Origin of the sequence: Rhodococcoides corynebacterioides (assembly GCF_019834675.1) — a bacterium.
GTDB lineage: Bacteria > Actinomycetota > Actinomycetes > Mycobacteriales > Mycobacteriaceae > Rhodococcoides > Rhodococcoides corynebacterioides_A.
Genome location: NZ_JABUBU010000003.1, coordinates 193,747 through 219,283, shown reverse-complemented (window position 1 = coordinate 219,283; position 25,537 = coordinate 193,747). Strand labels below are relative to the sequence as shown.

Genomic DNA, 25,537 nt, shown 5'->3' with positions numbered 1-25,537 from the left:
TCACGCTACGTCCTACGCTCGACGTGACCGGGTGACATCACCGAAGACCACCGCATCGAGGGAGCCCGCGTGGACCACGTGACCCGAGCGACCGAGGCCGACGCGACCGACCCCCTGCGTCCCTATCGCGACCGCTTCCACACCGATTCGACCGACCCCGTCGTCTCGTACCTCGACGGCAACTCGCTGGGCCGACCCACCGCGGCGAGCATCGACCGCGTCACCCGCTTCCTGGCCGACGCGTGGGGCGGGCGGCTCATCCGCGGGTGGGACGAGCAGTGGTGGGACCTGCCGATCACGCAGGGCGACACCGTCGGTCGCGTCGTGCTCGGTGCGGCCGCGGGACAGACCGTCGTCGCCGACTCGACCACCGTCCTGCTGTACAAGCTGATCCGAGGGGCTCTGGCCCTCCGCCCGGGGCGCACCGAGATCGTCGTCGATCGCGACAACTTCCCCACGGACCGGTACGTCGTCGAGTCCATCGCGCAGGATCGCGGGCTCACCGTGCGCTGGATCGACTCCGACCCGCGCGGGGGCGTCGAGACCGAGCACCTCGCCGCCGCCGTGACCGACCGGACCGCCGTCGTCGTGCTCAGCCACGTCGCCTACCGCTCCGGCTTCCTCCTCGACGCCGCCGCGGCGGCGGAGACGGCGCACGCCCGAGGTGCACTCCTGCTGCTCGACCTCTCGCACTCGGTGGGGTCGGTGCCGCTCCACCTCGACGAGTGGGGAGTCGACCTCGCCACCGGCTGCACCTACAAGTACCTGAACGGCGGGCCCGGCTCGCCGGCGTTCGCCTACGTGCGCCGCGAGCACCACGACGGGTTCGACCACCCGATCCACGGCTGGGCCGGTCGGGCCGACTCGTTCGCGATGGAGCAGGGGTACGTTCCCGCGGACGGCGTGCGCCGGGTGCTGAGCGGCACGCCGCCGATCCTGGCGATGATCGCGATGCAGGACACCCTGCAGATGATCGACGAGGTCGGGATGGAGGCCGTCCGCCGGAAGTCCGTCGCCCTCACCGCCCTCGCACTCGAGTACGCGCGTGACGAGTTGCGACCGCTGGGTGTCGAGATCGCCTCTCCCGAGGACCCCTCCCGACGCGGTGGTCACGTCACCCTCGACCACCCCGGCTTCCGAGACATCACTCCACGATTGTGGTCGCGCGGTGTGGTGCCCGATTTCCGCGCGCCCCGAGGCCTTCGTCTCGGCCCGAGCCCATTGAGTACGTCGTTCCTCGAACTCGTGACGGGAATGGAGGCGACACGCGACGAGGTGGTCCGGTACCGGCGCGAGAATGGAAAGTGAACCGACCACTACGAAATGGACGCGGTCGGGTTATTCTGACGCTATCGGTGTCCGGGGGGTGGGGTGGCAGCACGTATCGGCATGGTCGACGACCATCAATTCTTCATCGACGGTGTCCAGGCTCGTCTGATCCGATGCGACGAGGTCGAGTCGGTGGTGCACGCCCCCACGGTCGCGACGTTGTTCCGCGACGCGCCGTCGTTGGATCTGGTGGTGCTCGACCTCCGTCTTCGCGACGGGTCGTCACCGACCGCCAACGTCGAGGCCGTCCGTCGGCACGGCGTTCCGGTGCTGGTGCTGACCTCCGGGGAGGATCCGCACGCGGTGCGGGAGGCGGCCCGCGCCGGCGTGGTCGGCGTGATCTGCAAGTCGCTGGAGTCCGAGGACATCGTCGCCGCCATCGTGAGCGCGGCGCGCGGGGAACTCGTCGCGACGACGGACTGGGCCGCCGCCATCGACGGTGACCCCGACATCGACCTGGTCGATCTCAGTCCGCAGAGTCGCCGGGTCCTCGAGCTGTACGCATCGGGGGAGACCGCCTCGCGAGTCGCCTCGCAGATGAAGATCTCCGTCGACACGGTCAACGACTATCTGGACCGCATCCGCACCAAGTACGCCGCCGCCGGCCGCCCCACCCGAACCAAGTCCGATCTGTACAAGAGAGCGTTGGAGGACGGGTGGCTGCCCTTCCCACGTCGACGCAGGACGTGACCGCGGGGGCGGACACCAGCGCCGCCGACCGGATCATGCGCATGTTCGGCCGATTCATCGGCGCGGGGTACGTCTTCTACCTGCTGGTGTCGATTCCGGTGATCGTCCAGACGACCACCATCACCCGGCCGTGGTGGACGCCCGTGGCGCTGGTCGTGTTCTTCGGTCCCGGGCTCGCCCTGGCGGTGGTGGCGTTCGTCGGGCCGATCAGGGCGATCACGGTGCTGGCCGCCGCGTGCGTGGTGGGCTACCTGATCGGGTTGGCGACGTGGCCGCTCGGGTGGACGGGCACACCGTTCCGCGAGTCCGAATCGGTGTGGTTCTCGTACTTCCCCGCCCTCGCCGCCCTGGGGGCCGCGATCACGACGACGCCCGCGCGCGTCTTCCTCTACCTCGCGGTGGTCACCGTGGGAGCGCAGACCGCCAACTACACCGTGCGCGAACCCGTCGACCGCAGCCCGCTGATCCCGGATGTGGTGTACGGCTTCGGTTTCGGCATCATCTTCGTCGGCGCGGCGGTCATGGCGGCCCGCACCGGACGCCTGCTCGACCGGACCCGCGCGTCGTCCTACGCGCAGGCCGCGAGATCGGCGGCGCTGGACGCGCGGTCCGTCGAACGTCGGCGATTCGACGGACTGATTCACGACGGCGTGATGTCCACCCTGCTCGCGGCGTCGCGTGCGGACGCCGGCGACGGCGTCGTGCGCCAGGCGGCGTCGACCCTCGCCGAACTCGACGCGCTGCGTGACGACGCCGGCTCGACGGACGACTTCGATCGTGACGACGTCCTCGCGCATCTGCGCGCCGCGGCCGCAGCGGTCGACGGGTCGATCCCGATGGCGGTGCACGCTCCCGACACCGCGGCCGATTCGTATCCGGCCGAGGCGATCAGGACCGTCGGCGCCGCGCTCGCGGAAGCGCTGCGCAACAGCGTGCGTCACGCGGGGAGCGCGCGCCGCGAGGTGGAGGTGACGGTGGCGACGGACGAGGTGCACGTCGTGGTGCGCGACGACGGCGTCGGGTTCGACACCGACGGCGTTCCTGCCCACCGGCTCGGGGTGCGGGTGAGCATCGTCGACCGCATGTCACGACTGCCCGGCGGATCGGTCGAGGTGCGGTCCGCGCCGGGCGAGGGCACGCGGGTGGATCTGTGGTGGCGTCGGTGATCCGGTCGCTCGCCCCCGATCGGCTCGACGGTCGCGACGCGGACGTGACCACGCTGCTCGGCATGCGCACACGCGCCGCGGCGATCGTGGTGGCCCTCCACCTGATCGGAGTCGCCGTCGCGGCACTCGGCGCGCTCGGCGGCGTCGAGCCGATCGGTGCACCGGTGCTGGCCCTCGCGGTGCACGCGGCCTGCGTCGTCGCCCTCGTACGGGTGCACGGCGACCCGCTCCCGCTCCCCGCGACCCTCGCCATCGGTCTCGCGGGGCCGGCGTCGTGTGCGCTCGTGCTGTGGTCGCTTCCCGTTCCCCTCGACAACCCCCTGCAGACCTGGCCCATCGGGGTCTGCGCCGGCGTCGTGACGTTCCTGTGCGTTCGCGGTCGGCCGTGGTGGGGGTGGGCCGAGTACGCCGTGGTCGTCGTGGTCACCCTCGCGTGGGCCACCGACACCGGCCAGGGGTGGACGATCGCCGGTCCGCTCGTGTTGCCCAGTATCGCACTGGTTCTCATGGGGTCCTTCTTCGCCCTGGCGATCCGGACACCCGTCGCGGACATCTTCGAACTCCGCGCGCAGACCACCGTCCGGGCCGCGGAGGAAGCGGCCGCCGCCGCGTCGCTGCACGAGCGGGACGTCCAGCTGACCCGGCTCGACGAGTTGGCGCGCCCGCTGCTCACCCGCATCGCCTCGGGGGAGCCGCTGGCCGACGACGAGCGGCTCGCCTGCCGACTCCTGGAGAGCCAGCTCCGCGACTCCTTCCGGGCGCGGGGGCTGGTCGACGTCAGCAGCGCCGTGCGCGCCGCACGCAGCCGCGGGGTGGACGTCCTGCTGCTCGACGACCGTGGACACGAGAACACCGAGACGGTCGACGACGCGATCGTCGACGCCGTCGTCGCCGCGCTGGAGAATCCCGCGGTGGACGCGGTCACGGTCCGGCTCCTCCCGCCCGATCGCAGTTCCGCCGCATCCATTCTCGTCGACGGGGCGGACGGCCCGCACCGGGTGGACATGCCCCGGGCGGTCCGCAGCGACGAGGCGCAGCGGCCCTCGACCTGAGTTACGGTGACCACGATGGCGCTACCGACTCCCTCCCGGATGTCTGCGGCGGTGCGGCGCAGGCTGGACGTCGCCGTCGCCGTGATCGTCTTCGCCTACAACCTGCCGATCCAGGGCACGGCTTCCCCTGCGGCGCTGCTCGTTCCGGTCGGGCTCTGCGTTCCGTACCTGATCTCCCGGCGCCGGCCCGTCCTCGCCTTCGGCCTCGTGATGACGGCCGCCTTCGTGCAGCCGCTGGTCGGGCTGGGACTGTTGGTCGCCGACGTCATGGTGGCGCTGACGCTGTTCGCGGTGGCCACGGCGCGCCCGTGGACCGTCTCGGTCCCCGCGGCCGCCGTCGCCGCGGGATGGACCCTCGCGGTCACGGTGCCCGCCCGCGACGCCGACGGCCTCTCGCCGGGCGACATCGGGGTGTTCGTCGCGGCGGTGCTCGTCGCCTGGTTGCTCGGCACCCTGACGCGGACCCGCCGCCTGTACGTCGAGAGCCTGGAGGAGCGCGCGCTGCAGGCCGAGCGTGAGCGCGAAACCGGCACGCGCATTGCCGTTCTCGACGAGCGGGCGCGGATCGCCCGCGAGTTGCACGACGTCGTCTCCCACGGTCTGAGCGCCATCGTTCTGCTGTCCGAGGGGGCGGCGTCGATGGCGGACACCGACCCGGACCGCGCCCGCAGCGCGATGCTGTCGGTGCGCGACACCGGCCGCCACGCGATGACGGAGATGCGGTCCATGCTGTCGGTTCTCCGGTCGGAGGACGAGGCGTCGGATCCGCAGCCGACCCTTGCCGGCCTGGGGGACCTGCTGGACCTGTCGCGGACGGTCGGGGTTCCCGTCACGTTGCGCGTGGAAGGGACGCCGCGCAGTCCCACGGCGGGAACGGAACTCGTGATCTACCGTGTGGTCCAGGAAGCACTGACCAACGTCCGGAAGCACGCCGGGCCCGTCGAGACGGTCGAGGTGTGCATGCGGTGGACCGACGACGGAGTCGCCGTGTCCGTGACCGACGACGGGCGGGGCGGTGACACCGCCACCGGTGGACTGGGGGTGATCGGAATGCGTGAGCGCGTCGGGGCGGTGGGCGGCAGGCTGACCGCCGAACCGGCCGACCACGGGTTCGTCGTCCACGCGTGGATCCCGGTGTCCACATGAGCATTCGGGTGGTGCTGGTCGACGATCAGGACCTGGTGCGCACGGGCCTGCGCATGGTGCTCGAGGCCCGCGGCGTCGAGGTGGTCGGCGAGGCCGCGGACGGGCGCGCGGCGCTCGAGGTGGTGCGGGAGACGAGTCCCGACGTCGTCGTGATGGACGTGCGGATGCCGGTGATGGACGGGGTGGCGGCCACCCGTGAACTGTGTCGGCACCCGGGCGCGCCGAAGGTGTTGATCCTGACCACCTTCGATCTCGACGAGTACGCGTTCGACGCCCTGCGCAACGGAGCCAGCGGCTTCCTTCTCAAGGACGGCCCGGTCGACGAGTTGGTCGCCGCCCTGGGACACGTGCGGGACGGTGACGCGGTGGTCGCTCCGTCGACCACGCGGCGGTTGGTGGGCCACTTCACCCGCGGCGTACCCCCGCCCGCGACCGGCGGAGAACTGGCCGACCTCACCCCCCGCGAGCTCGAGGTTCTCCGGGCGATCGCGTCGGGTTTGTCCAACGCCGAGATCGGCGCGGCCCTGGAGGTCTCGGAGGTGACGGTCAAGGCGCACGTCGGCCGCATCCTGGCGAAACTCGGCCTCCGCGACCGCACGCAGGCGGTCATCGCGGCGTACGAGAACGGTCTGATGGATCGGTCCTGAGGTCCGACCTCCTACTCAGGTATACCCCCGAAGTTCCATCCTCGGGCTGACGATTTCGGCGCCGCCGCCGAGCAGAGTGGCGGCATGGACATCGTCAGCACACAGGCACTCGGCAAACGGTACGGCTCCACGACCGTGGTCGACGACCTGCACCTGCGGATTCCCGAGGGCTGCGTCTACGGCTTCCTCGGACCCAACGGCTCGGGCAAGTCGACGACCATGAAGATGCTGCTGTCCCTGATCGCCCCGACCAGTGGCCGCATCGAGCTGTTCGGTCGCCCCATGACGCGGGAGACCCGTCGCGACCTGCTCGCGGGCGTGGGGTCGCTCATCGAGGCGCCGCCCGGCTACGGCCATCTCACCGGGGCGGAGAACCTTCGGATCGTGCAGCGCAGTCTTGGCCTGCGGAACGATCAGGTCGAGCGCGCCGTGCGCACCGTTCGCCTGCAGGACCAGATGGACAAGAAGGTGCGGCACTACTCCCTGGGAATGAAGCAGCGCCTCGGTATCGCCATGGCACTGGCCCGCGAACCCCGACTGCTGATTCTCGACGAGCCCACCAACGGTCTCGATCCCGCCGGCATCGAGGAGATCCGCGGACTGCTCCGCCACCTGGCGTCGACCGGCGTCACCGTGATGGTCTCGAGTCACCTGCTGGGCGAGATCGACAAGACCGCCGACGTCCTCGGCATCCTCAGCGGCGGCCGAATGATCTTCCAGGGCTCGCGGACCGACCTCACCAGCGCCGTCACCCCCGACGTCCTCATCGACACGGTCGATCCCTCCCGCGTCGGACCCGTTCTGCGGAAGGATCTTCCGGCTCGGGTGGACGGTCACACCGTGCGGGTGTCGGGCATCGACGATCGCACGACGGCGCGGGTGGTGGAGGACCTCGTCGGCGCCGGCGCGGGCGTGTTCGGTGTCCGGCGCGACGAGCAGTCCCTCGAGGACGTCTTCATGTCCCTGACGAGCGGAGGTCGACCGTGACCACCGAGACACGCACCGTAAGCTCCGTCCGCCTCGAACCGGGCCCGGCGACGTTGCTGCGCAACGAGATCGCGAAGTGCCGGCATCTCCGGATCGGCCTCGTGACCGCGCTGCTCGCCGTCGGCATCGTGGGGCTCACCCTCGTCGGCACGCTCGCGGGAGCGTCCACCGACGGTGACCTCACGGCTGCTCTGCCCTTGGCGGGGCTGTCGTTGGCCGTTCCCGTCGCGTCCCCGGTGATCCTGGCGATCCTCGCCAGCCGTGCCGTCGACATCGAGCACCAGGGCGGAGGATGGCTGCTGGGCCGCACCACGGGAGTCGCACCGGGCCGGCTCTGCCGCGCCAAGCTGGGGGTGCTCGCCGCGGCGGTCGCCGTCGGCACCGGCGGCGCGTCCGTCGTCGTGGCGCTCCTGACCCGGGCACTGGGGGCCACGGGCCCCTTCCCGGTGTCTCTGTGGCTCGGCTACACCGTGGCCGCGATCGTGGTCTCCCTGGTGGTCCTGGCCGTGCAGGTGCTGATCTCGGCCCGCGTCGACAATCAGCTGATCCCGCTGGGTGTGGGCATCGTCGGCACGGTGGTCGCGATCTGCTCGTCCGGATTGCCGGGGTGGGCAGCACATCTGACGCCGTGGGGGTACTGGTCGCTGATCGCCGCCGCCGACTACGCGGGCGAATCGGTGGTGACCCTGCAGCCGTCCTACGTCAGCGTCGTCGCGTCGGCATTGCTGGCCACCGCCGGCGTCGTCGTGGCGACCCGGCGACTCGATCGACAGGAGGTCTGAGCATGCTGTCCGCAGAAGTGCTCAAGCTGAAGCGTTCTCAGGTGTGGGCCGTCGTGGTGGTCCTTCCTCTCGTCATGTCCGCGCTGGGGGTCGTCAACACTGTTCTGTCCGACACTGCGGCGTCCGGCACCGGACTGGCCGAGGGATGGGACACGCTGTGGCTGGGTACCGCCGTGTTCTTCGGTCTGTTCCCGCTGGCCCCGGGGGTCGCCGTGCTGGCGTCGCTCGTCTGGCGGCCGGAGCATCGCGGCGGCAACTGGACCGCGTTGATGTCCGGTCCGGTGTCCTCGGCGCGCATCGTGGTGGCCAAGACTGCCGTTGTTGCGGGGCTCGGAATCGCCATGCTGGCCGTGCAACTCGCTGCCGTGTGGGTGCTCGGCGCGGCGTTCTTCGGTCTGGACGGCGCCCTTCCTCCGCGGTACCTCGCGGTGGCGGCGGTGACGGCCGCGGCGGTGGTCCCCCTGGCCGCGCTGCAGTCCCTGCTGTCGATGGTCATGCGCTCGTTCGCGGCGCCCATCGGGGTCGCGCTGGTCGGCGCGGGCCTCGCCGTGGTGCTGATGACGGCGAAGGTGCACGCGGCCATCGCCGTCCTGCCCTACGCGCTCGCGACGCGGGCCAGCCAGCTCGCGTCGGGCGCGTTCGGCGATTCCGGCGCGCTCACCGCCGGTTCCGTCGCCGCGGTCCTCGCAGCGACGGTGGTGCTCGGTGGTGTGGTCACGGCGATCGCCGTCCGTGTTCTCGATCGGCGAGACGTCGTCACGGCGTGACGCGGTGATGCCGCCACGGCGTGACGCGGTGATGCCGCCACGGCGTGACGCGGTGATGCCGCCACGGCGTGACGCGGTGATGCCGCCACGGCGTGATGCCGTGATGCCGCCACGGCGTGATGCCGTGACCACTACCGTCGGACGTATGACGTCCACCCTCGCCCGCCTGGCCTACTCGACGCTCGAGCCGTATCACGTGGCCGCCTACTTCAATCCCGATCTTCCGAACGCCTATGCCGACACCGGGCTCGACGGACACGCGTTCTACGTGGGCGCCCGCGGTGCGCCGCTGGGTCCGTGCGCGCCGGCCGTCGTGGCGTCGACGTTCTACAACTTCTCGCCCGCTCTGGTCGCGACGGCGTGGCCGGCGGCGGTGGAGGTCGGGTTGGAGCGAGTGTCGGACCGCCGGTGGGCCGCGCTGGACACCGTGCTGGCGGACGCGCTGGGGGAGCGGGCCGGAGATCCGCAGCTCGCGGATCTCGCTCGCCGGTTGCACGAGATCGGGGACCGGGCCGACTTCGCCGGCCGGCCACTCTCCGCCGCCTGGCACGCGTCGAGTCACCCGGATGCCCCGCACCTCGCGCTGTGGCACGCGATCGCGGTCCTGCGGGAGTGGCGGGGCGACGGTCACCTGGCCGCCCTGGTCGACGCGGAGCTGGATCCGACCGAGGCCGTGGTCTTCCACGAGGCGGAGCACCCGGATCCGGCGGGGCGCCGGACGCTCGGGCGCCGCATCACGCAGATCACGCGGGGGTGGTCCGACGAGCAGTGGGGCGCGGCGATCGACGGACTGCGCACCCGCGGGCTCCTGCAGCCGGACGCGGAAGCCCTCTCCGACAACGGAGTCGAGCTCGACCGCCGCATCGAGGAACGCACCGATCGCCTGGCGTCGTCGATCTGGCGCGACGTCCCGGACGCCGAGGGCCTGCTGACCTCCGCGCGTCCCTACGTCAAGGCCGTGATCGCGGCGGGGTTCCTGCCGGGGACGACGAAGAAGGCCTGACCGCGACGGGGTCGGGTCAGGTCGAGCGGGCGAGAAGGGTTGCGGCGCTGAGGTCGTCGATCACGAGGTCCGTGATCAGACCGCCGGCGAGGGCGGCGTGCAGGGCGCGCAGTTTGTCCTCGCCGGCGACGACGCAGAGCCGTCGGGGAACGCCTTTCAAAGCGTCGAGCGTCGGCCCGCTCGCCCGGTCGTTGAGCGCGATGCGGTCGTAACTGCCGTCGGACCGGAAGAAGACGGTGGCGATGTCGCCCACCACGCCGTCCCGGTCGAGTTCCGCGAGATCCGACTTCTCGAGATACCCGGCGCTGTAGACGTGGCTGGGCACTGCACCTCCGTGCACGCCGATGCCGAACAGCGCCAGCTGCATGCGATCTCGCAGATCGAGGACGCGCTTGATCGAGCGCTCCCGCCACAGCAGCCGCCGTGTCTCGGGGTAGTCGAACAGTGCGGGCACCGGAAAGCCCTGCGGCACAGCGCCGTACGCGTCGCCGATGGTCCGGACGATGTCCGTCGCGTAGGAGACGCCGGTGGTGCGGGTGTTCGCCGCGCCGTTCAACTGGACCACGTGCGAGTTGTGGGTGCGCTTGGGTGCGACGTGTCGGCTCACCGCGCTGACCGTCGTTCCCCACGCGACCCCGACCACCATGTCCGAGGTGACGAACGTCGTGAGCAGGCGCCCCGCGAACATCGCGACGCGGTCGAGGCGGTCGACGTCGCTCACCGACTCGGGCACGGGCACCACGTGGGCCCGCACGCCGTAGCGGTCGGCGAACGCCCGCTCGAGGCTCGGCCCCTGGCCGAGGGCCGTGCTGATCTTGATCTCCACCAGCCCGGATTCGCGGGCGAAGGTGATGAGGCGCGAGACCGTCGAGCGGGAGACGCCCAGCTCGCGGCCGATGGCCGCCATCGTCAGATCCTGGAAGTAGTAGAGCCGCGCGGCCCGCACGGCGTCGGACGTGCGCGGATCGGTGGTGGGCGACGGGGCGAGTTCGATGGCCACGGCGCCCACCGTAGTCCGATTTGCACATATGTGCAGACGTTGTGTGCCGACGTGCACCTGGATCTAGTCTGACCTCACCGAGCGCTTCTATGGCGCGCATCACAAATGCGGAGGGACGACGATGACGGAAAAGCGGGCCAAGTGGGGCCTGGGTGCGGAGATGGCGGCCGAGTTCGCCGGAACGATGATTCTCATTCTGTTCGGCGTGGGCGTCGTGGCCCAGGTGGTCTCGGGCGGCGAGGCGGGCAGCCTCGGTGACCACGACTCCATCGCCTGGGCCTGGGGCCTCGGCGTCATGTTCGGCATCTACGTCGCCGGACGCGCGACGGGTGCCCACCTCAATCCCGCGGTGACGGTGTCGTTCGCCCTGTTCCGCGACTTCTCGTGGGCCAAGGTCGGACCGTACGTCGCCGCGCAGATGCTCGGCGCGTTCGTCGCCGCGCTGATCGTGCGGTGGAACTACAACGACATGATCACCGCGATCGATCCCGAGCACACGTCGGCCACGCAGACGATCTTCTCCACCTTGCCCGGCAACGGAACCCTGCCGGTGAGCCTGCAGTCCGCGCTGATCGACCAGATCATCGGCACGGCGATCCTGCTGTTCCTCATCGTCGCCGTCACCGACAAGCGCAACAGCCCGCCGATGGCGAACATCGCCCCGTTCGTGATCGGCCTGATCGTCGTCGCCATCGGCTTCGCGTGGGGCACCAACGCCGGGTACGCGATCAACCCGGCCCGCGATCTCGGACCCCGCCTCGCGTCGTACATCACGGGATACGGTGGGGCATGGCGCGATCAGTACGGCAGCCTCTACTTCTGGGTCCCCATCGTGGGACCGCTGATCGGCGGGCCCATCGGGGTGTTCCTCTACGACCGTCTGGTCGGCAAGCACCTCCCGCCCGCCGACGACGAGGGCGCACTCGAGCCCGGACGTCTTCCCGAGAGCGACAAGACCGCATGACCACCGTTCACCCCGTTACCCCTGCCGAGATGGAGAACCGATGACCGAGCAGCGCTACGTCGCCGCGATCGACCAGGGCACCACGTCGACCCGGTGCATGATCTTCGACCACGCGGGCACCGTCGTGTCCGTCGACCAGAAGGAACACCGGCAGATCTTCCCGCAGGCCGGGTGGGTCGAGCACGACGCCGTGGAAATCTGGGAGAACGTCCGCACCGTCACCGCCGGCGCGCTCGCCAAGGCAGACCTGACGCCGACGGACATCGCGTCGGTCGGCATCACCAACCAGCGCGAGACGGCGCTGGTGTGGGACCGGAAGACCGGCGAGCCCGTGTACAACGCCATCGTCTGGCAGGACACGCGCACCGATCGCATCGTCACCAAGCTCGGCGGCGGCGACGCCACCAAGTACACGGCGACGACCGGACTCCCGTTGGCCACGTACTTCTCCGGGCCCAAGGTCATGTGGATCCTCGACAACGTCGACGGAGCGCGCGAGAAGGCCGAGGCAGGCGATCTCTGCTTCGGCACCATGGACACCTGGGTGCTGTGGAACATGACCGGCGGCACCGACGGCGGTCTGCACTACACCGATCCCACCAACGCCTCGCGCACGCTGCTCATGGATCTCGAGACCCTGTCCTGGGACGAGGGAATCTGCGCCGACATGGGTATCCCGATGTCGATGCTGCCCGAGATCAAGAGTTCCTCCGAGGTGTACGGCAACGTGCGCGAGCGCGGATCCCTGCGCGGCGTGCCCATCGCCGGCATCCTCGGCGACCAGCAGGCCGCCACCTTCGGCCAGGCCTGCCTGTCGCCGGGTGAGGCCAAGAACACCTACGGCACCGGCAATTTCGTGCTCCTCAACACCGGTACCGACAAGGTGATGAGCAAGAACGGTCTGCTCACCACCGTCTGCTACAAGATCGGCGACCAGCCGACGGTCTACGCGCTCGAGGGATCGATCGCCGTCACCGGCTCGCTCGTGCAGTGGCTGCGCGACAACCTCGGCATGATCGCCACGGCCGCCGACATCGAGAAGGACGCGAAGTCGGTCGACGACAACGGCGGCGCCTACTTCGTGCCGGCGTTCTCCGGACTCTTCGCGCCGCACTGGCGGTCCGACGCGCGTGGCGCCATCGTCGGGCTCACCCGCTTCGTCAACAAGGGGCATCTGGCGCGAGCTGTGTTGGAAGCCACTGCGTACCAGACACGCGAGGTCATCGAGGCCATGAACGCCGACTCGGGCGTCGACCTCGAGGTGCTCAAGGTCGACGGCGGTATGGTGGTGAACGAGCTTCTGATGCAGTTCCAGTCGGACATTCTGGGCGTCGACGTGGTGCGACCGGTGGTCGCGGAGACCACCGCCCTCGGCGCCGCCTACGCCGCCGGACTGGCCGTCGGATTCTGGGCCGGTGAGGACGAGATCCGTGAGAACTGGGCCGAGGACAAGACATGGACACCGTCCATGGACGACGCGGAGCGAGCCAAGCTCTACGCCGGGTGGAAGAAAGCCGTGACACGAACACTTGATTGGGTCGATGACGAATGACAACCACCAGCACAGCACTGAGTCCCGACGCGCGTCGTGAGGCGTTGCGCCGCCTCGCCTCCGAGGAGATGGACGTCCTGGTCATCGGCGGCGGTGTCGTCGGGACCGGGGCGGCGCTCGACGCCGTCACCCGCGGATTGAAGGTCGGTCTCGTCGAGGCGCGGGACTACGCCGCGGGCACCTCGAGCCGGTCGTCCAAGCTCTTCCACGGCGGCCTGCGCTACCTCGAGCAGTTCAACTTCTCGTTGGTGTTCGAGGCGCTCAAGGAGCGGTCGCTGGTCCTCAACGATCTGTGCCCGCACCTCGCGCGCCCGGTGCCGTTCCTCTACCCGCTGCTCAAGGTGATCGACCGCCCGTACGCGGGGCTCGGCATCGGGGTGTACGACGTCATGGGCGCGGGTCGCGGTGTGCCGTCGCACCATCGCCACCTGGGCAAGAAGAAGACGCTGGAGGCCTTTCCCTCCGGGAAGCGCTCCGCGCTGCGCGGCGCCATCAAGTTCTACGAGGGCCAGGTCGACGACGCCCGGCACACCATGATGATCGCGCGGACTGCGGCGGCGTACGGGGCGTTGTGTGTCAACAGCACTCGCGTCACCGGCTTCCTGCGCGACGGCGACCGCGTGATCGGCGTCGTCGCCACGGACCTCGAGACGGGGGAGTCGTTCGAGATCGCGGCCAAGCACGTCATCAACGCGGCCGGGGTCTGGACCGACGAGATCCAGGAGATGCTCGGCGGCCGTGGGCAATTCCAGGTGCGTGCGTCCAAGGGCGTCCACCTGGTCGTGCCGCGCAACCGGATCAACGCGGCGGCGGGCATCATCACTCGCACGTCGAAGTCGCTGCTGTTCGTGATTCCGTGGGGCAGCCACTGGATCATCGGCACCACCGACACCGACTGGAAGCTCGACCTCGCCCACCCCGCGGCGAGCAAGAGCGACATCGACTACATCCTCACCGAGGTCAACCGGCTCCTGCAGGATCCGCTGGACCACGAGGACGTCGTCGGCGTCTACGCCGGATTGCGTCCGCTGCTCTATGGCGAGTCGGACTCCACCAGCACTCTCTCGCGCGAGCACGCGGTGTCCAGTCCGGTCCGAGGCCTCACGGTCATCGCGGGCGGCAAGTACACCACCTACCGCGTGATGGCCAAGGACGCAGTCGATTCCGCGGTCCACGGTCTGGAGCGTCGGGTGCCCGAGTGCGTCACCGAGAAGATCCCGCTGCTCGGTGCCGAGGGGTACTACGGGCTGTGGAACTCCCGCGAACTCGCCGCCCAGCGCGCCGGGATCCGGGTGGGTCGGATGGAGCATCTGCTCGGTCGCTACGGCTCTCTGGTCCACGAGGTGCTGGCGTTGATCGACGAGCGGCCCGAGCTGGGGCAGCCCCTCGAGACGGCGCCGGCGTACCTCAAGGCCGAGGCCGTCTACGCCGCGAGCCATGAGGGTGCTCAGCATCTCGACGACATCCTCACCCGTCGTATTCGCGTGTCCATCGAGCTCGACGACCGTGGTGAGGCCGCGGCGTCCGAGGTCGCCGCGCTGGTCGCCCCCATCCTCGGGTGGGACGAGCAGCACGTGGCCGACGAGATCGAGCACTACCGCAAGCGCGTTGCGGCGGAACGGGAATCGCAGATGCAGCCGGACGACGAGACCGCGGACGCGGCGCGTCTCGGTGCTCCGGACGTGCGGGTGCCTGTCGCCTGAGTTCAACGCCCCCAGTGCGCCCCGAGCGATCCGTCGCTCGGGGCGCATTGCTGTTTCCGGGGCCGGTGCCGTGGCCCGCCCGTGCCGCGGCCCACCTGACCTGCTTCCGCGTACACACGTCGCTTCGGTCGCCGGGATCCCGCCCATCGAGGTGTCCTGTGTGCCACCACGCAGCAAAGTCCACGGAAACTCGAATCGGACATCTTCGCGCAAACGCTTACGCAAACGCTTGCGCCCGTCTTACGCTCCCCTGGTCACGCGATGCGGTCGGCGTCGCGCCCGTCGGACAAGGGAGTCCACATGTTCGAAACTCGCAGCAGGACCACGCTCACCGTGGGCGCGGTACTGATGGCCGGTTCGTTGGCGCTCGGCCTCACGGCCTGCAGCAGCTCCGACTCGGACAGCGTCAAGGTCGGTCTGATCACCAAGACCGATTCCAACCCGTACTTCGTCAAGCTGCGCGAGGCCGCTCAGGCGCAGGCCGACAAGGACGGCGCCGAGCTCGTCGCGCTCGCCGGCGCGTTCGACGGCGACAACGAAGGCCAGGTCTCCGCGATCGAGAACATGGTCGGCCAGGGCGTGAAAGGCATTCTCATCACGCCGAACTCGTCCACCGGCGTGCTCGACGCCATCCAGAACGCGCGTGATGCGGGCGTCGTCGTGATCGCGCTCGACACCGCGACCGACCCCGAGGACGCGGTCGACGCCACCTTCGCCACCGACAACCGCGCGGCCGGCGTCAGCCAGGGTCAGTGGGTCAAGGCGGCCCTGGGCAGCACCGCTCCGCAGCTGGTCATGCTCGACGGCACCGCCGGCGGCACCGTGGACTCCTTCCGCCACGAGGGCTTCCTCGAGGGCATGGGCCTCGCCGAAGGCGCGCCGCAGATCGTCGGCCAGGAGAACACCAACGGCGATCAGACCAAGGCGCAGACCGCCATGGAGAATCTGATCCAGCGCGCACCGCAGACCAACGCGCTCTACACGATCAACGAGCCCGCCGCGGCCGGCGCCTACCAGGCCATCCAGGCCGCCGGTAAGGCCGACCAGGTCACCATCGGATCCATCGACGGCAGCTGCACCGGCGTCGCCGACGTCAAGGCCGGCAAGATCGGCGCCACCGTCATGCAGTTCCCGGCCAAGATGGCCGAGCAGGGCGTGCAGGCCGTCGTGAAGTTCGCGCAGGACGGCACCAAGCCCAGCGGCTTCAACGACACCGGTTCGGTCCTCATCACCGACAAGCCCGTCTCCGGCCTCGAGTCCCAGGACACCGCCTGGGGCGAAGAGAACTGCTGGGGCTGATCGGTCACATGAGCACCGCCAACACCGCCGCTGCCCCGGCGACGGAGAAGCCACCGGTGTCGAGCCGGTTCACGGTGGGCAACATCCTCCGTGAACCGCTCCTCGGCCCCATGGTGGCCCTGGTACTGGCCGTCATCGTGTTCAGCGCGATTTCGGACTCGTTCCTCAACCCGCAGAACGTCTCGCTGATCCTGCAGCAGTCGGTCGTCGTCGGAATCCTCGCCGTCGGACAGACATTGATCATCCTGACGTCCGGCATCGATCTGTCGATCGGTGCGGTCGCCGTCTTCGGCACCATCGTGATGGCGCAGACGGCGGGGGCGAACGGGCCGATGGTCGCGCTCGGGTCGACGCTGGCCGTGTGCCTCGCGTTCGGCGCGATCAACGGTGGTCTGGTGACGGTGCTGCGGCTACCGCCGTTCATCGTCACGCTCGGTACCTTCACCGCGATCCAGGCGGCGACCCGCCTGCTCGCGGGGTCGGAGACCTACCGGGTGGAGCAGGGCCCGCTGACGTTCCTCGGCACCTCGTTCAAGATCGGCTCCTTCTCGACGACGTACGGCGTGGTCGCGATGCTGCTGGTCTACCTGGTGATGTGGTACGCCCTGTCCCAGACCTCGTGGGGCAAGCACATCTACGCGGTGGGCGGTAACCCGCAGGCGTCCAACCTCTCCGGTATCAAGTCCGGGCGCGTGCTGTTCTCCGTCTACATCGTCACCGGCGTCATCGCGGCCATCGCCGCGTGGGCGGCGTTGGGACGCATCCCGAATGCCGATCCGAACGCGTACCAGAACGCCAACCTCGAGACGATCACCGCGGTCGTCATCGGCGGGACCAGCCTCTTCGGTGGTCGCGGCGGCGTCATCGGCACGCTGGTCGGCACCCTGATCGTCGGTGTGCTGCGCAACGGTCTCACCCAGGCCGGCGTCGACAGCCTCTACCAGAACATCGCCACCGGCATCCTCGTGATCGTCGCGGTGGCCGTGGATCAGTTCGCCCGCAGGAGGTCTCAGTGACGACGGTGGAGAACCCCGGCAACGCGTCCGGGAGCACAGCGGCGGGCGCGCCCGTCCTCGAGGCGCGCGGCCTCGTCAAGCGGTACGGCAACGTCACCGCCATCAACGGTGCGGACTTCGAGCTCCGTGCCGGCGAGGTCCTGGCCGTCATCGGCGACAACGGTGCCGGAAAGTCCAGTCTCATCAAGGCTCTCGCCGGTGCGGTGATCCCGGACTCGGGCGAGATCCTCATGAACGGCGCGGTGCAGTCGTTCAAGAACACGCGTGACGCGCGGGCCGCCGGTATCGAAACCGTGTACCAGGACCTCGCCGTCATCCCTGCGCTCGACATCGCATCCAACCTGTACCTCGGACGCGAGATCAAGCGAAGAGGTGTCATGGGCAGTGTGTTCCGTCGTCTCGACATGCCGCGGATGCGGCAGGAGGCGTCGCAGCATCTGGCTGATCTGAAGATCGGCATCAAGTCGGTGAACCAGGCGGTGGAGACCCTCTCGGGTGGCCAGCGTCAGGGTGTGGCGGTGGCACGAGCGGCGGCGTTCGGCCGCGGCGTCATCATCATGGACGAGCCGACGGCGGCCCTCGGCGTGCGGGAGTCGGGGATGGTCATCGACCTGATCCGGTCGATCCGCGACCGCGGCATCCCCGTGGTGCTCATCAGCCACGACATGCCGCACGTGTTCGAGGTGGCCGATCGCATCCACATCCACCGCCTCGGCAAGCGCGCCGGCGTGGTGGATCCGACGCAGCGCAGCATGTCCGAGGTGGTGGCACTCATGACCGGTGCCACCGAACCCACCGACTCGGAACGCGCCGGCCTGTAGTGACACCTCCCCGCGGCGTTTTCGTCGGGCTCGCGACGCTCGACGTGATCCATCGCATCGCGGCACCGCCCGCGGTGAACCAGAAGATCACGTCGAGTGCGCAGTTCGTCGCGGCCGGTGGACCGGCTGCCAACGCGGCAGTCACGTTCGCCGCGCTGGGTGGGCACGCCGTGCTCGTCACGGCGCTCGGCGACGAGCCGGTGGCCGACCTGGTGCGTGCCGACCTGGCGCGCCACGGGGTCGAGGTGCACGACGCCGCGGCGGGCACGGTGCGACCCGTGCCCGTCTCGGCGGTGTCCGTGGTCGAGACGACGGGGGATCGGTCCGTCGTGTCGCTCGACGCAGTGGCGTCCGAGGCGACGCCGCCGGCGGATCTCGACGGTGTCCTCGCGGGTGCCGACGTCGTCCTCGTCGACGGCCACCATCCCCGCATCGCCCGCGCCGCCGCCGAATCGGCGTCGCGGAACGGTGTTCGCGTCGTCGTCGACGCCGGACGGTGGAAGCCGGTCATGGCGGACCTCGTCCCGTGGGCGTCGGACATGGTGTGTTCGGCCGACTTTCGTACCCCCGGTGCCGACGACTCCGACTCGACCGCATCGTCGCTGATCGACGACGGCGTCCCGACGGTCGTCACCACCCACGGCGGCGACCCCATCCGGTGGCGGGTGGGGACGGAATCCGGGTCGGTCGACGTGCCTGCCGTCACCGCCGTCGACACGCTCGGTGCGGGCGACGTCTTCCACGGTGCGTACGCCTGGTTCTCGACGGACGGTGAGAGCAACCTCACCGACCGTCTCGCGCGCTCGGCGCGCGTGGCTGCTCTACGGTGCTCGGTGGTGGGACCGCGGTCCTGGATCGAGCACGTTCCCTCCCTCGACATTCGAAAGCGGTGACCGTCATGAGCGGCCAGGACGTGCAGGACGCCTCGTTCGACGAGCTCGTCGCGTGGGCGAGTGCGCTGGCGGTGCCGGGGCAGCGCCGCATCCTCGGCCTCACAGGTGCACCGGGCGCGGGCAAGTCCACGGTGGCCGCCGAACTCGTGGCGGCCCTCGGTCCCGACCGCGCCGTCCTCGTCCCCATGGACGGCTTCCATCTGGCCAACGAGGTGCTGATCGACCTCGGGCGTCGGGACCGCAAGGGCGCCCACGACACGTTCGACGACGACGGCTACGCCCGGTTGATCGAGACCCTCCGCGCGCAGCCGACGGACGCACCGCTGGTCTACGCGCCGCGCTTCGACCGGGACCTCGAGGAGTCCATCGGCTCGGCCGTGCCGGTGCGCGGCGACGTGCCCCTGGTGGTCACCGAAGGCAACTACCTTCTCCTCGACGTCGACGCGTGGCCGCGCGCCCGTCGTCACGTCGACGAGGTCTGGTTCCTCGCCCCGGACACCGATATTCGGCACGATCGCCTCCTCCGTCGTCATCTGTCCTACGGCAAGACGCCACAGGAGGCGTCGTTCTGGACGCTCGGGTCCGACGAGCGCAACGCCGAGCTCATCACCTCCACCGCGGTGCACGCCGATCGCGTTCTGCGCTTGCCATGATCGCCGCGAACTCGACGTCGACCGGGGCGGCCTGACATGGCCACCATGGGCGACGTCGCGCGCCTCGCCGGGGTGTCGGTGTCGACGGTGTCGCACGTGCTCAACGAGACTCGCAAGGTCAACGCGACCACGCGCGAACGCGTCGAGTCCGCGATCGCCCAGACCGGCTACCGTCGCAACGTCGTCGCGCGGTCTCTCGCGGCGGGGCGCACGCACACCATCGGCCTGTCGATCTCCGCACTCACCAACCCGTACTTCGGCAGCCTGGTCCACGCGATCGAGGAGCGTCTCTCGGCCGCCGGACTGGTGATGTTCCTGGGGGATTCGCACGACGACCCGGCGGCGGAACGACGCGTCGTGGACTCGCTGCTCGACCGACAGGTCGACGGGATCATCGTCGCACCGTCGGCCGACGCGGAACGGAAGACCATTCCGACGATCCAGGCCAACGGAACGCCGTTCGTCCTCATCGACCGTGGCGTCGAGATTCCCTGTGACCAGGTCGCTCCCGAGAACGTCGAGTCCGCCGCACGGCTGACCGATCACCTGCTCGATCTCGGTCACCGCCGTATCGCGGTGGTGCGCGGTCTGGCCGGCATCACCTCCTCCACCGAGCGGGCCGACGGGTTCCTCCGCGCGATGGCCGATCGTGGGGTCGACGTCGATCCTCGCTACGTGCTCGACGGGCATTCCCGGGTCGACGCCGCGGAACAGGCTGTGCGCGAGCTGTTGTCCGCGCCCGATCGGCCCACCGCGATCGTCAGCCTCAACAACTCGATGACCATCGGCACCGTGAAAGCCGCACGGGCACTGGGACTCGACATCCCGTCCGACGTCGCGCTGGTCAGCTACGACGACTTCGAATGGTCGGACCTGTTCGAGCCGCGCCTGACCGCCGCGGGGCAGGACGTCGGCACCATGGGCCGCGCCGCCGTGGACATGCTGCTCGAACGGATCGACGGGTACGGCGGGCCGGCGCGCCGCGTGCAGGTGCCCACCAGCTTTCATCACCGCAACTCGTGCGGGTGCTGACTCACTTTCGACCAGAACAGGATTCACCATGCCGATCGCGACACCGGACCAGTACGTCGCCATGCTCGACCGCGCCAAGGAGAACGGGTTCGCGTACCCGTCCATCAACGTCACCAGCTCGCAGACGCTGAATGCGGCGCTGCAGGGCTTCGCCGACGCGGAGAGCGACGGCATCATCCAGGTCTCGGTGGGGACGGCGCTCTACCTGTCGGGCAACCGCGTGCAGAACCGGTTCGCCGGGTCGAAGGCGTTGGCGCTCTACGCCCACGAGGTGGCGGCGCACTATCCGGTGACCGTGGCGCTGCACACCGACCATTGCCCCGCCGAGAACCTCGACGACTGGGTGCGCCCGCTCCTCGCCGACTCCGTCGAGCGACGCAGTCGCGGCCTCGACCCGCTGTACCAGTCGCACATGTGGGACGGGTCCGCCGTGCCGCTCGACGAGAACCTCTCCATCGCACGGGAATTGCTGGACCGCTCGGTCGAGGCGAACACCCTGCTCGAGATCGAGGTCGGCGTCATCGGTGGCGAGGAGGACGGGGTGAGCCACGAAATCGACGAGAAGCTGTACTCCACCGTCGACGACGCCCGCGCCACCGTCGCCGCGCTGGGGGCGGGGGAGCGAGGTCGGTACCTGACCGCGCTGACGTTCGGCAACGTGCACGGCGTCTACAACCCGGAGTCGGTGCACCTGCGGCCCGAGTTGCTCGACGAGATCCAGACCGTCGTCGGCGGTGAAACCGGCCGGGACAAGCCGTTCGACCTGGTGTTCCACGGTGGGTCCGGATCGTCGGCCGAGGACATCGCGGCGGCCGTGCGGGCCGGCGTCGTGAAGATGAACATCGACACCGACACCCAGTACGCCTTCACGCGGTCCATCGCCGGCCACATGCTGAGCAAGTACGACCAGGTGCTGAAGGTCGACGGCGCCTACGGCAACAAGAAGGCCTACGACCCCCGCTCCTGGGGCAAGCACGCAGAGCACGCCATGGCCGCACGGGTCGTGGAGGCGACGCAGATGCTCGGGTCCGCCGGGCGGTCGATGCGCTGAGGCCCGTTCCCCTGCCTGGCTGCACACTCGACCCCCCGATCCACGGGATCCCGCCGATCCGGTGAACCTGTGTGCGCCTCGGCACGCCCCGATCCGGCCGAGATGGATTCACCGCGATCGCAACTGTGGTCTTTCGTCCCTAGTGCGCCGATCGTCACCGGTGTCGGTGTTCGGTCGATCGGAAGGCACGCCCCATGGTTGTCACGTCCTACGCGGTTCCCACCGGAACCGTACGCGGGACCGCGGCGTCGGAACCGACCCGCGCACCGTCCTGGTGGCAGCGCCGCCGGTGGACCGTGCTGCGTGCGCTGTCGCCGGTGGCGATCCTGCTGCTCTGGCAGGTGGCGAGCGCCGCCGGGGTGCTGTCCGAGCGGGTGCTGCCGGCGCCGTCGCTCATTCTCGACGCCGGCTGGCAGTTGACCACCAGCGGCGAGCTGGGTCAGGCACTGGCCGTCTCCGAAACCTTGTGGTGCAGGGACTTCTGCTCGGTGGGGTGATCGGTGTCCTGCTCGGCACGATTGTCGGGCTCTCCCGGTTCGCGGAGGCCACCGTCGACCCGCCGCTGCAGATGCTGCGCGCGCTGCCGCACCTCGGACTCATCCCGCTGTTCATCCTGTGGTTCGGCATCGGGGAGACACCCAAGATCCTGCTCGTCGCCCTCGGTGTGGCGTTCCCGCTGTACCTCAACACGTTCTCGGCAATCCGGCAGATCGACCGCAAGTTCCTCGACACCGCTGTGGTGCTGGGCTTCTCGTGGTGGCAGCGGTTCACCGTCATCATCGCGCCGAGCATCGCCCCGCAGTTGCTGGTCGGCCTACGTCAGTCCCTCGCGATCGCGTGGCTCTCGCTCATCGTCGCCGAGCAGATCAACGCCGAGTCCGGACTCGGGTACATCATCAACAACGCCCGCGACTTCCTGCGTATCGACGTCATCATCTTCGGTCTCGTGGTCTACGCGCTGATGGGTATCGCGACGGACGGCATCGTCCGCATCCTCGAGAAGCGCTCGCTGCGCTACCGGTCGGAGGCATGAGCATGACGATCACCACGTCCGTGGCGACGCTGGCCGGAATCGACAAGTGGTACGGCGACTCTCACGTGCTGCGCTCGGTGGACCTCGAGGTCGGTCGCGGCGAGATCGTCGCGCTGGTGGGCCGATCGGGCTCCGGCAAGTCGACGATCCTGCGGGTGCTCGCCGGACTGTCCACCGACCACACCGGTCGACGCGACGTCACCGGTCATCCTGCCGTCGCCTTTCAGGAACCGCGACTGTTCCCGTGGAAGAGTCTGCGCCGGAACGTCTCCTACGGTCTGAACACCGCCGGGGTGACGGGGGAGCCGGCGTTGGCCGCTGCCGACGCCACCCTCGCCGAGGTCGGACTCGGGGACAAGCTGAACGCCTGGCCGCTCACCCTGTCCGGCGGGCAGGCGCAGCGCGCCGCGTTGGCCCGCGCTCTCGTCGGCGAGCCCGAACTGCTCCTGCTAGACGAGCCGTTCGGCGCCCTCGATGCGTTGACTCGGTTGTCGATGCAGTCCCTGCTGCTCGACCTGTGGTCTCGACACCGCTTCGGCATTCTGCTGGTGACGCACGACGTCGACGAAGCCGTCGCGCTCGCCGACCGCGTGCTCGTCCTCGAGGACGGCGCCGTCATCGACTCCGTCCCCGTCTCGCTCGATCGTCCCCGCGACCGCGGGACCGCCGCGTTCTCCCGCATCCGCAGCCGCCTCCTCGGTGCGCTCGGCGTGCACTGATCGTTCCTGTTCACCGATTCCGAAAGTAGCCCTCTCCATGTCGTCGTCCCTCCGTGCGCGTTCCACGCGGACAGTCGCTGCCGTCGCGGTTCTGGCCCTGAGCGTGGCCGGTCTCGCCGGGTGCGTTTCGCGGGAAAGCGCCACCGCGTCGTCGGACGCGCCCGCCCTGGTCTCGAACGACCAACTCTCCACCGTCACACTCGATGTCGGCGACCAGAAGGGCGGTACGGAGGCGCTGCTGCGTGCGTCCGGTGAGTTGGAGGGGACGCCCTACGCCGTCAAGTTCTCCACCTTCACGTCCGGCCCTCCGCAGGTCGAAGCGGCCACCGCCGGGCAGATCGACTTCGCCGTCACCGGCAACACGCCGCCTGTGTTCGGCGTGGCCGCGAATGCCCGCATCAAGGTCGTCTCGGCCTACACCAACGACGCCAGCGGCGATCAAATTCTGGTGCCGCCCACCTCGACCGCGACGACGTTCGCAGATCTGAAGGGCAAGAAGATCGCCGTCGGCAAGGGCTCGTCCGCCCACGGCCACGTCCTGCTGCAGCTGCAGAAGGCCGGTCTGACCCTGGACGACGTGCAGCTCGTCTTCCTGCAGCCGGCCGACGCATCGACGGCGTTCTCGTCCGGGGACGTCGACGCATAGGCCATCTGGGACCCCTACACCGCGCTCGCGCAGGTGCAGAACGGATCCAAGACTCTGACCACCGCCGAGGGCGTCGCCAACGGCTACGGCTTCGGCATCGCCTCCCAGCAGGCGCTGGACGACGCCGCGACCAATACGGCGTTGCAGGACCTCGTCGTTCGCCTCGCCAAGGCATCGGCGTGGGCCGACGCCAACCCGGCCGAGTGGGCTGCGGCCTACTCCGCGGCCGTCGGCATCGACCCGAAGGCCGGCGAACTGGCGCAGGGCCGCAGCCAGCGTCCCGCCATCGCACTCGACGACAGCGTGGTCGAGTCCGAGCAGACCTTGTACGACGCGTTCGTCGACGGTGGCGCCATCCCGGGTGGCAACCGGTTCGCGGACTTCGTCGACACCCGCTACAAAGACGCGGTCGCTCAGGCGACCACCTCCAACTGATCGCAGGAGTTCTCACTCGTGACCGCACGCATCTTCTGGTTCCTTCCCACCGCCGGTGACGGCCGCTCGATCGTCGGGGCGTCGCATGCGTCGTCCCATCGCGTCGAGCCGGCCGGATTCCGACGGCCCTCGCTCCGCTACCTCACCGAGGTGGCGCAGGCGGCCGACCGCCTCGACTACGAGGGGGTGCTGACGCCGACGGGCACCTGGTGCGAGGACGCGTGGCTCACGACGGCGGCGCTGCTGCAGGCGACGCGACGGCTGAAGTTTCTCGTCGCGTTCCGCCCGGGCCTGACTCCGCCGACGCTCGCCGCGCAGCAAGCCGCGACGCTGCAACGCTTTTCGGAGGGGCGGGTGCTGTTCAACATCGTCACCGGTGGTGACGACGCGGAGCAGCGGCGGTTCGGCGACTGGGTGGACCACGACCGTCGCTACGCCCGCACCGACGAGTTCCTCGACCGCGTGCACCGCATCTGGACGGAGGAGTCCGTCGACCACGACGGCGAGTTCTACCGCGTCGAGGACGCGCGGGTGTCCGAGGCGCCGGATCCGTTGCCGGAGTTCTGGTTCGGCGGGTCGTCGGACCCCGCCCTGACCGTCGCCGCCAAGCGGGTGCAGACCTACCTGACGTGGGGCGAGCCGCCCGCCGCCGCGAAGGCGAAGATCGAGCGGGTGCGTGCCCTCGCCGACGCCGAGGGTCGCAAGCTCACCTACGGCATTCGGCTGCACACCATCAGCCGCGACACCTCCGAGGAGGCGTGGGCCGTCGCGCAGCGTCTGCTTGACGAGCTGCCCGACGACGCCGTCGACAAGGCTCACCAGCTGCACGCGTCGTCGCAGTCCGAGGGGCAACGTCGCATGGCCGCCCTGCACGGCGGCAGCAAGGACTCGCTCGAGATCTACCCGAACCTGTGGGCGGGGGTCGGCCTCATCCGCGGCGGGGCGGGGACCGCGCTGGTGGGTTCGCACGAGGAGGTCGCGAACCTCATCGGCGAGTACCACGACGCCGGGTTCGACGAGTTCATCCTGTCCGGCTACCCCCACCTCGAAGAGGCGTACCACTTCGCGGAGGGGGTGCGGCCGATCCTCGACCAGCGTGGGGTGACGGCGCCGGCGAGGAGGTAGGGCCTCAGCCCGTCGGGCCGGAATCG

Annotated in this window: 23 protein-coding genes and 2 pseudogenes; 24 read left to right on the top strand and 1 reads right to left on the bottom strand. The window is 69.7% G+C overall.

Annotated elements, in window-relative coordinates:
• Nucleotides 1-69: 69 nt before the first annotated feature.
• The 10 genes from HQ603_RS07435 to HQ603_RS07390 all read left to right on the top strand — a co-directional run bounded on the left by HQ603_RS07435 (nucleotide 70) and on the right by HQ603_RS07390 (nucleotide 9,569).
• Nucleotides 70-1,308 (top strand): kynureninase, encoded by a 1,239-nt coding sequence (locus HQ603_RS07435; protein ID WP_371831021.1) that lies wholly within the window; start codon nucleotides 70-72, stop codon nucleotides 1,306-1,308.
• Nucleotides 1,309-1,371: 63 nt separating this feature from the next.
• Nucleotides 1,372-2,019: a response regulator gene (locus HQ603_RS07430; protein ID WP_308126403.1), complete on the top strand. Its 648-nt coding sequence runs from the start codon at nucleotides 1,372-1,374 to the stop codon at nucleotides 2,017-2,019.
• Nucleotides 1,986-3,185 carry a sensor histidine kinase gene (locus tag HQ603_RS19095; protein ID WP_222683891.1) on the top strand — a complete coding sequence of 400 codons (1,200 nt, stop codon included), beginning with the start codon at nucleotides 1,986-1,988 and terminating at the stop codon, nucleotides 3,183-3,185. The genes HQ603_RS07430 and HQ603_RS19095 overlap by 34 nt, the downstream gene beginning before the upstream one ends.
• The gene (locus tag HQ603_RS07420; protein WP_222683890.1) at nucleotides 3,173-4,237 is read left to right on the top strand and encodes a hypothetical protein; all 1,065 of its coding nucleotides are present in this window, start codon (nucleotides 3,173-3,175) and stop codon (nucleotides 4,235-4,237) included. The genes HQ603_RS19095 and HQ603_RS07420 overlap by 13 nt, the downstream gene beginning before the upstream one ends.
• A gap of 15 nt (nucleotides 4,238-4,252) precedes the next feature.
• Nucleotides 4,253-5,383, top strand: a complete 1,131-nt coding sequence (locus HQ603_RS07415) for a sensor histidine kinase (RefSeq protein ID WP_222683889.1) — start codon at nucleotides 4,253-4,255, stop codon at nucleotides 5,381-5,383.
• The gene (locus tag HQ603_RS07410) at nucleotides 5,380-6,030 is read left to right on the top strand and encodes a response regulator transcription factor (protein ID WP_222683888.1); all 651 of its coding nucleotides are present in this window, start codon (nucleotides 5,380-5,382) and stop codon (nucleotides 6,028-6,030) included. Before HQ603_RS07415 ends, HQ603_RS07410 begins: the two co-directional genes overlap by 4 nt.
• A gap of 84 nt (nucleotides 6,031-6,114) precedes the next feature.
• Nucleotides 6,115-7,017 carry an ATP-binding cassette domain-containing protein gene (locus tag HQ603_RS07405; RefSeq protein WP_222677563.1) on the top strand — a complete coding sequence of 301 codons (903 nt, stop codon included), beginning with the start codon at nucleotides 6,115-6,117 and terminating at the stop codon, nucleotides 7,015-7,017.
• Nucleotides 7,014-7,799 (top strand): ABC transporter permease, encoded by a 786-nt coding sequence (locus HQ603_RS07400; RefSeq protein WP_308126402.1) that lies wholly within the window; start codon nucleotides 7,014-7,016, stop codon nucleotides 7,797-7,799. Before HQ603_RS07405 ends, HQ603_RS07400 begins: the two co-directional genes overlap by 4 nt.
• Nucleotides 7,800-7,801: 2 nt before the next feature.
• Entirely contained in the window at nucleotides 7,802-8,566 is a 765-nt protein-coding gene (locus tag HQ603_RS07395) for an ABC transporter permease (RefSeq protein ID WP_261773503.1), read from the top strand.
• A gap of 145 nt (nucleotides 8,567-8,711) precedes the next feature.
• Nucleotides 8,712-9,569 carry an SCO6745 family protein gene (locus HQ603_RS07390; RefSeq protein ID WP_222683887.1) on the top strand — a complete coding sequence of 286 codons (858 nt, stop codon included), beginning with the start codon at nucleotides 8,712-8,714 and terminating at the stop codon, nucleotides 9,567-9,569.
• A 16-nt stretch (nucleotides 9,570-9,585) separates the two neighbouring features.
• On the opposite strand, the gene HQ603_RS07385 is transcribed toward HQ603_RS07390, so the two are convergent.
• Nucleotides 9,586-10,569 (bottom strand): sugar-binding transcriptional regulator, encoded by a 984-nt coding sequence (locus HQ603_RS07385; protein WP_308126401.1) that lies wholly within the window; start codon nucleotides 10,567-10,569, stop codon nucleotides 9,586-9,588.
• A gap of 121 nt (nucleotides 10,570-10,690) precedes the next feature.
• Between HQ603_RS07385 and HQ603_RS07380 the strand changes: the two genes are divergently transcribed.
• The 14 genes and pseudogenes from HQ603_RS07380 (at nucleotide 10,691) to HQ603_RS07315 (ending at nucleotide 25,511) form a co-directional block, all read left to right on the top strand.
• Nucleotides 10,691-11,533 carry an MIP/aquaporin family protein gene (locus tag HQ603_RS07380; protein WP_222683886.1) on the top strand — a complete coding sequence of 281 codons (843 nt, stop codon included), beginning with the start codon at nucleotides 10,691-10,693 and terminating at the stop codon, nucleotides 11,531-11,533.
• 40 nt (nucleotides 11,534-11,573) lie between these two features.
• Nucleotides 11,574-13,085: a glycerol kinase GlpK gene (glpK, locus tag HQ603_RS07375; protein WP_222683885.1), complete on the top strand. Its 1,512-nt coding sequence runs from the start codon at nucleotides 11,574-11,576 to the stop codon at nucleotides 13,083-13,085.
• Nucleotides 13,082-14,788 carry a glycerol-3-phosphate dehydrogenase/oxidase gene (locus HQ603_RS07370; RefSeq protein WP_222683884.1) on the top strand — a complete coding sequence of 569 codons (1,707 nt, stop codon included), beginning with the start codon at nucleotides 13,082-13,084 and terminating at the stop codon, nucleotides 14,786-14,788. The genes glpK and HQ603_RS07370 overlap by 4 nt, the downstream gene beginning before the upstream one ends.
• Before the next feature lie 300 nt (nucleotides 14,789-15,088).
• Nucleotides 15,089-16,087, top strand: a complete 999-nt coding sequence (locus HQ603_RS07365; RefSeq protein ID WP_222683883.1) for a substrate-binding domain-containing protein — start codon at nucleotides 15,089-15,091, stop codon at nucleotides 16,085-16,087.
• 8 nt (nucleotides 16,088-16,095) lie between these two features.
• Nucleotides 16,096-17,103, top strand: coding sequence for an ABC transporter permease (locus HQ603_RS07360; protein ID WP_068147627.1), 1,008 nt, complete (start codon nucleotides 16,096-16,098; stop codon nucleotides 17,101-17,103).
• The gene (locus tag HQ603_RS07355) at nucleotides 17,100-17,924 is read left to right on the top strand and encodes an ATP-binding cassette domain-containing protein (protein WP_371831017.1); all 825 of its coding nucleotides are present in this window, start codon (nucleotides 17,100-17,102) and stop codon (nucleotides 17,922-17,924) included. The genes HQ603_RS07360 and HQ603_RS07355 overlap by 4 nt, the downstream gene beginning before the upstream one ends.
• Nucleotides 17,925-17,968: 44 nt before the next feature.
• Nucleotides 17,969-18,817, top strand: a complete 849-nt coding sequence (locus tag HQ603_RS07350) for a PfkB family carbohydrate kinase (protein ID WP_308126400.1) — start codon at nucleotides 17,969-17,971, stop codon at nucleotides 18,815-18,817.
• A 5-nt stretch (nucleotides 18,818-18,822) separates the two neighbouring features.
• Nucleotides 18,823-19,470, top strand: coding sequence for a nucleoside/nucleotide kinase family protein (locus HQ603_RS07345; protein ID WP_222683881.1), 648 nt, complete (start codon nucleotides 18,823-18,825; stop codon nucleotides 19,468-19,470).
• A 36-nt stretch (nucleotides 19,471-19,506) separates the two neighbouring features.
• Nucleotides 19,507-20,502 (top strand): LacI family DNA-binding transcriptional regulator, encoded by a 996-nt coding sequence (locus tag HQ603_RS07340; protein ID WP_222683880.1) that lies wholly within the window; start codon nucleotides 19,507-19,509, stop codon nucleotides 20,500-20,502.
• Between the two features lie 28 nt (nucleotides 20,503-20,530).
• Nucleotides 20,531-21,553, top strand: a complete 1,023-nt coding sequence (gene fbaA / locus HQ603_RS07335; RefSeq protein ID WP_222683879.1) for a class II fructose-bisphosphate aldolase — start codon at nucleotides 20,531-20,533, stop codon at nucleotides 21,551-21,553.
• Nucleotides 21,554-21,747: 194 nt separating this feature from the next.
• Nucleotides 21,748-22,586: pseudogene (locus HQ603_RS07330) on the top strand (ABC transporter permease).
• A 2-nt stretch (nucleotides 22,587-22,588) separates the two neighbouring features.
• Nucleotides 22,589-23,305, top strand: a complete 717-nt coding sequence (locus HQ603_RS07325) for an ABC transporter ATP-binding protein (protein ID WP_222683984.1) — start codon at nucleotides 22,589-22,591, stop codon at nucleotides 23,303-23,305.
• Between the two features lie 37 nt (nucleotides 23,306-23,342).
• Nucleotides 23,343-24,386: pseudogene (locus HQ603_RS07320) on the top strand (ABC transporter substrate-binding protein).
• A gap of 18 nt (nucleotides 24,387-24,404) precedes the next feature.
• Nucleotides 24,405-25,511 carry an LLM class flavin-dependent oxidoreductase gene (locus tag HQ603_RS07315; protein ID WP_222683878.1) on the top strand — a complete coding sequence of 369 codons (1,107 nt, stop codon included), beginning with the start codon at nucleotides 24,405-24,407 and terminating at the stop codon, nucleotides 25,509-25,511.
• Nucleotides 25,512-25,537: the final 26 nt, after the last annotated feature.

What these genes read in the sequence shown, in the direction of transcription:
- HQ603_RS07415 (WP_222683889.1), top strand. Translation starts at nt 4,253, where the DNA reads ATGGCGCTACCGACTCCCTCCCGGATGTCTGCGGCGGTGCGGCGCAGG.
- HQ603_RS07410 (WP_222683888.1), top strand. Translation starts at nt 5,380, where the DNA reads ATGAGCATTCGGGTGGTGCTGGTCGACGATCAGGACCTGGTGCGCACG.
- HQ603_RS07405 (WP_222677563.1), top strand. Translation starts at nt 6,115, where the DNA reads ATGGACATCGTCAGCACACAGGCACTCGGCAAACGGTACGGCTCCACG.
- HQ603_RS07395 (WP_261773503.1), top strand. Translation starts at nt 7,802, where the DNA reads ATGCTGTCCGCAGAAGTGCTCAAGCTGAAGCGTTCTCAGGTGTGGGCC.
- HQ603_RS07390 (WP_222683887.1), top strand. Translation starts at nt 8,712, where the DNA reads ATGACGTCCACCCTCGCCCGCCTGGCCTACTCGACGCTCGAGCCGTAT.
- HQ603_RS07380 (WP_222683886.1), top strand. Translation starts at nt 10,691, where the DNA reads ATGACGGAAAAGCGGGCCAAGTGGGGCCTGGGTGCGGAGATGGCGGCC.
- glpK (WP_222683885.1), top strand. Translation starts at nt 11,574, where the DNA reads ATGACCGAGCAGCGCTACGTCGCCGCGATCGACCAGGGCACCACGTCG.
- HQ603_RS07370 (WP_222683884.1), top strand. Translation starts at nt 13,082, where the DNA reads ATGACAACCACCAGCACAGCACTGAGTCCCGACGCGCGTCGTGAGGCG.
- HQ603_RS07365 (WP_222683883.1), top strand. Translation starts at nt 15,089, where the DNA reads ATGTTCGAAACTCGCAGCAGGACCACGCTCACCGTGGGCGCGGTACTG.
- HQ603_RS07360 (WP_068147627.1), top strand. Translation starts at nt 16,096, where the DNA reads ATGAGCACCGCCAACACCGCCGCTGCCCCGGCGACGGAGAAGCCACCG.
- HQ603_RS07345 (WP_222683881.1), top strand. Translation starts at nt 18,823, where the DNA reads ATGAGCGGCCAGGACGTGCAGGACGCCTCGTTCGACGAGCTCGTCGCG.
- HQ603_RS07340 (WP_222683880.1), top strand. Translation starts at nt 19,507, where the DNA reads ATGGCCACCATGGGCGACGTCGCGCGCCTCGCCGGGGTGTCGGTGTCG.
- fbaA (WP_222683879.1), top strand. Translation starts at nt 20,531, where the DNA reads ATGCCGATCGCGACACCGGACCAGTACGTCGCCATGCTCGACCGCGCC.
- HQ603_RS07325 (WP_222683984.1), top strand. Translation starts at nt 22,589, where the DNA reads ATGACGATCACCACGTCCGTGGCGACGCTGGCCGGAATCGACAAGTGG.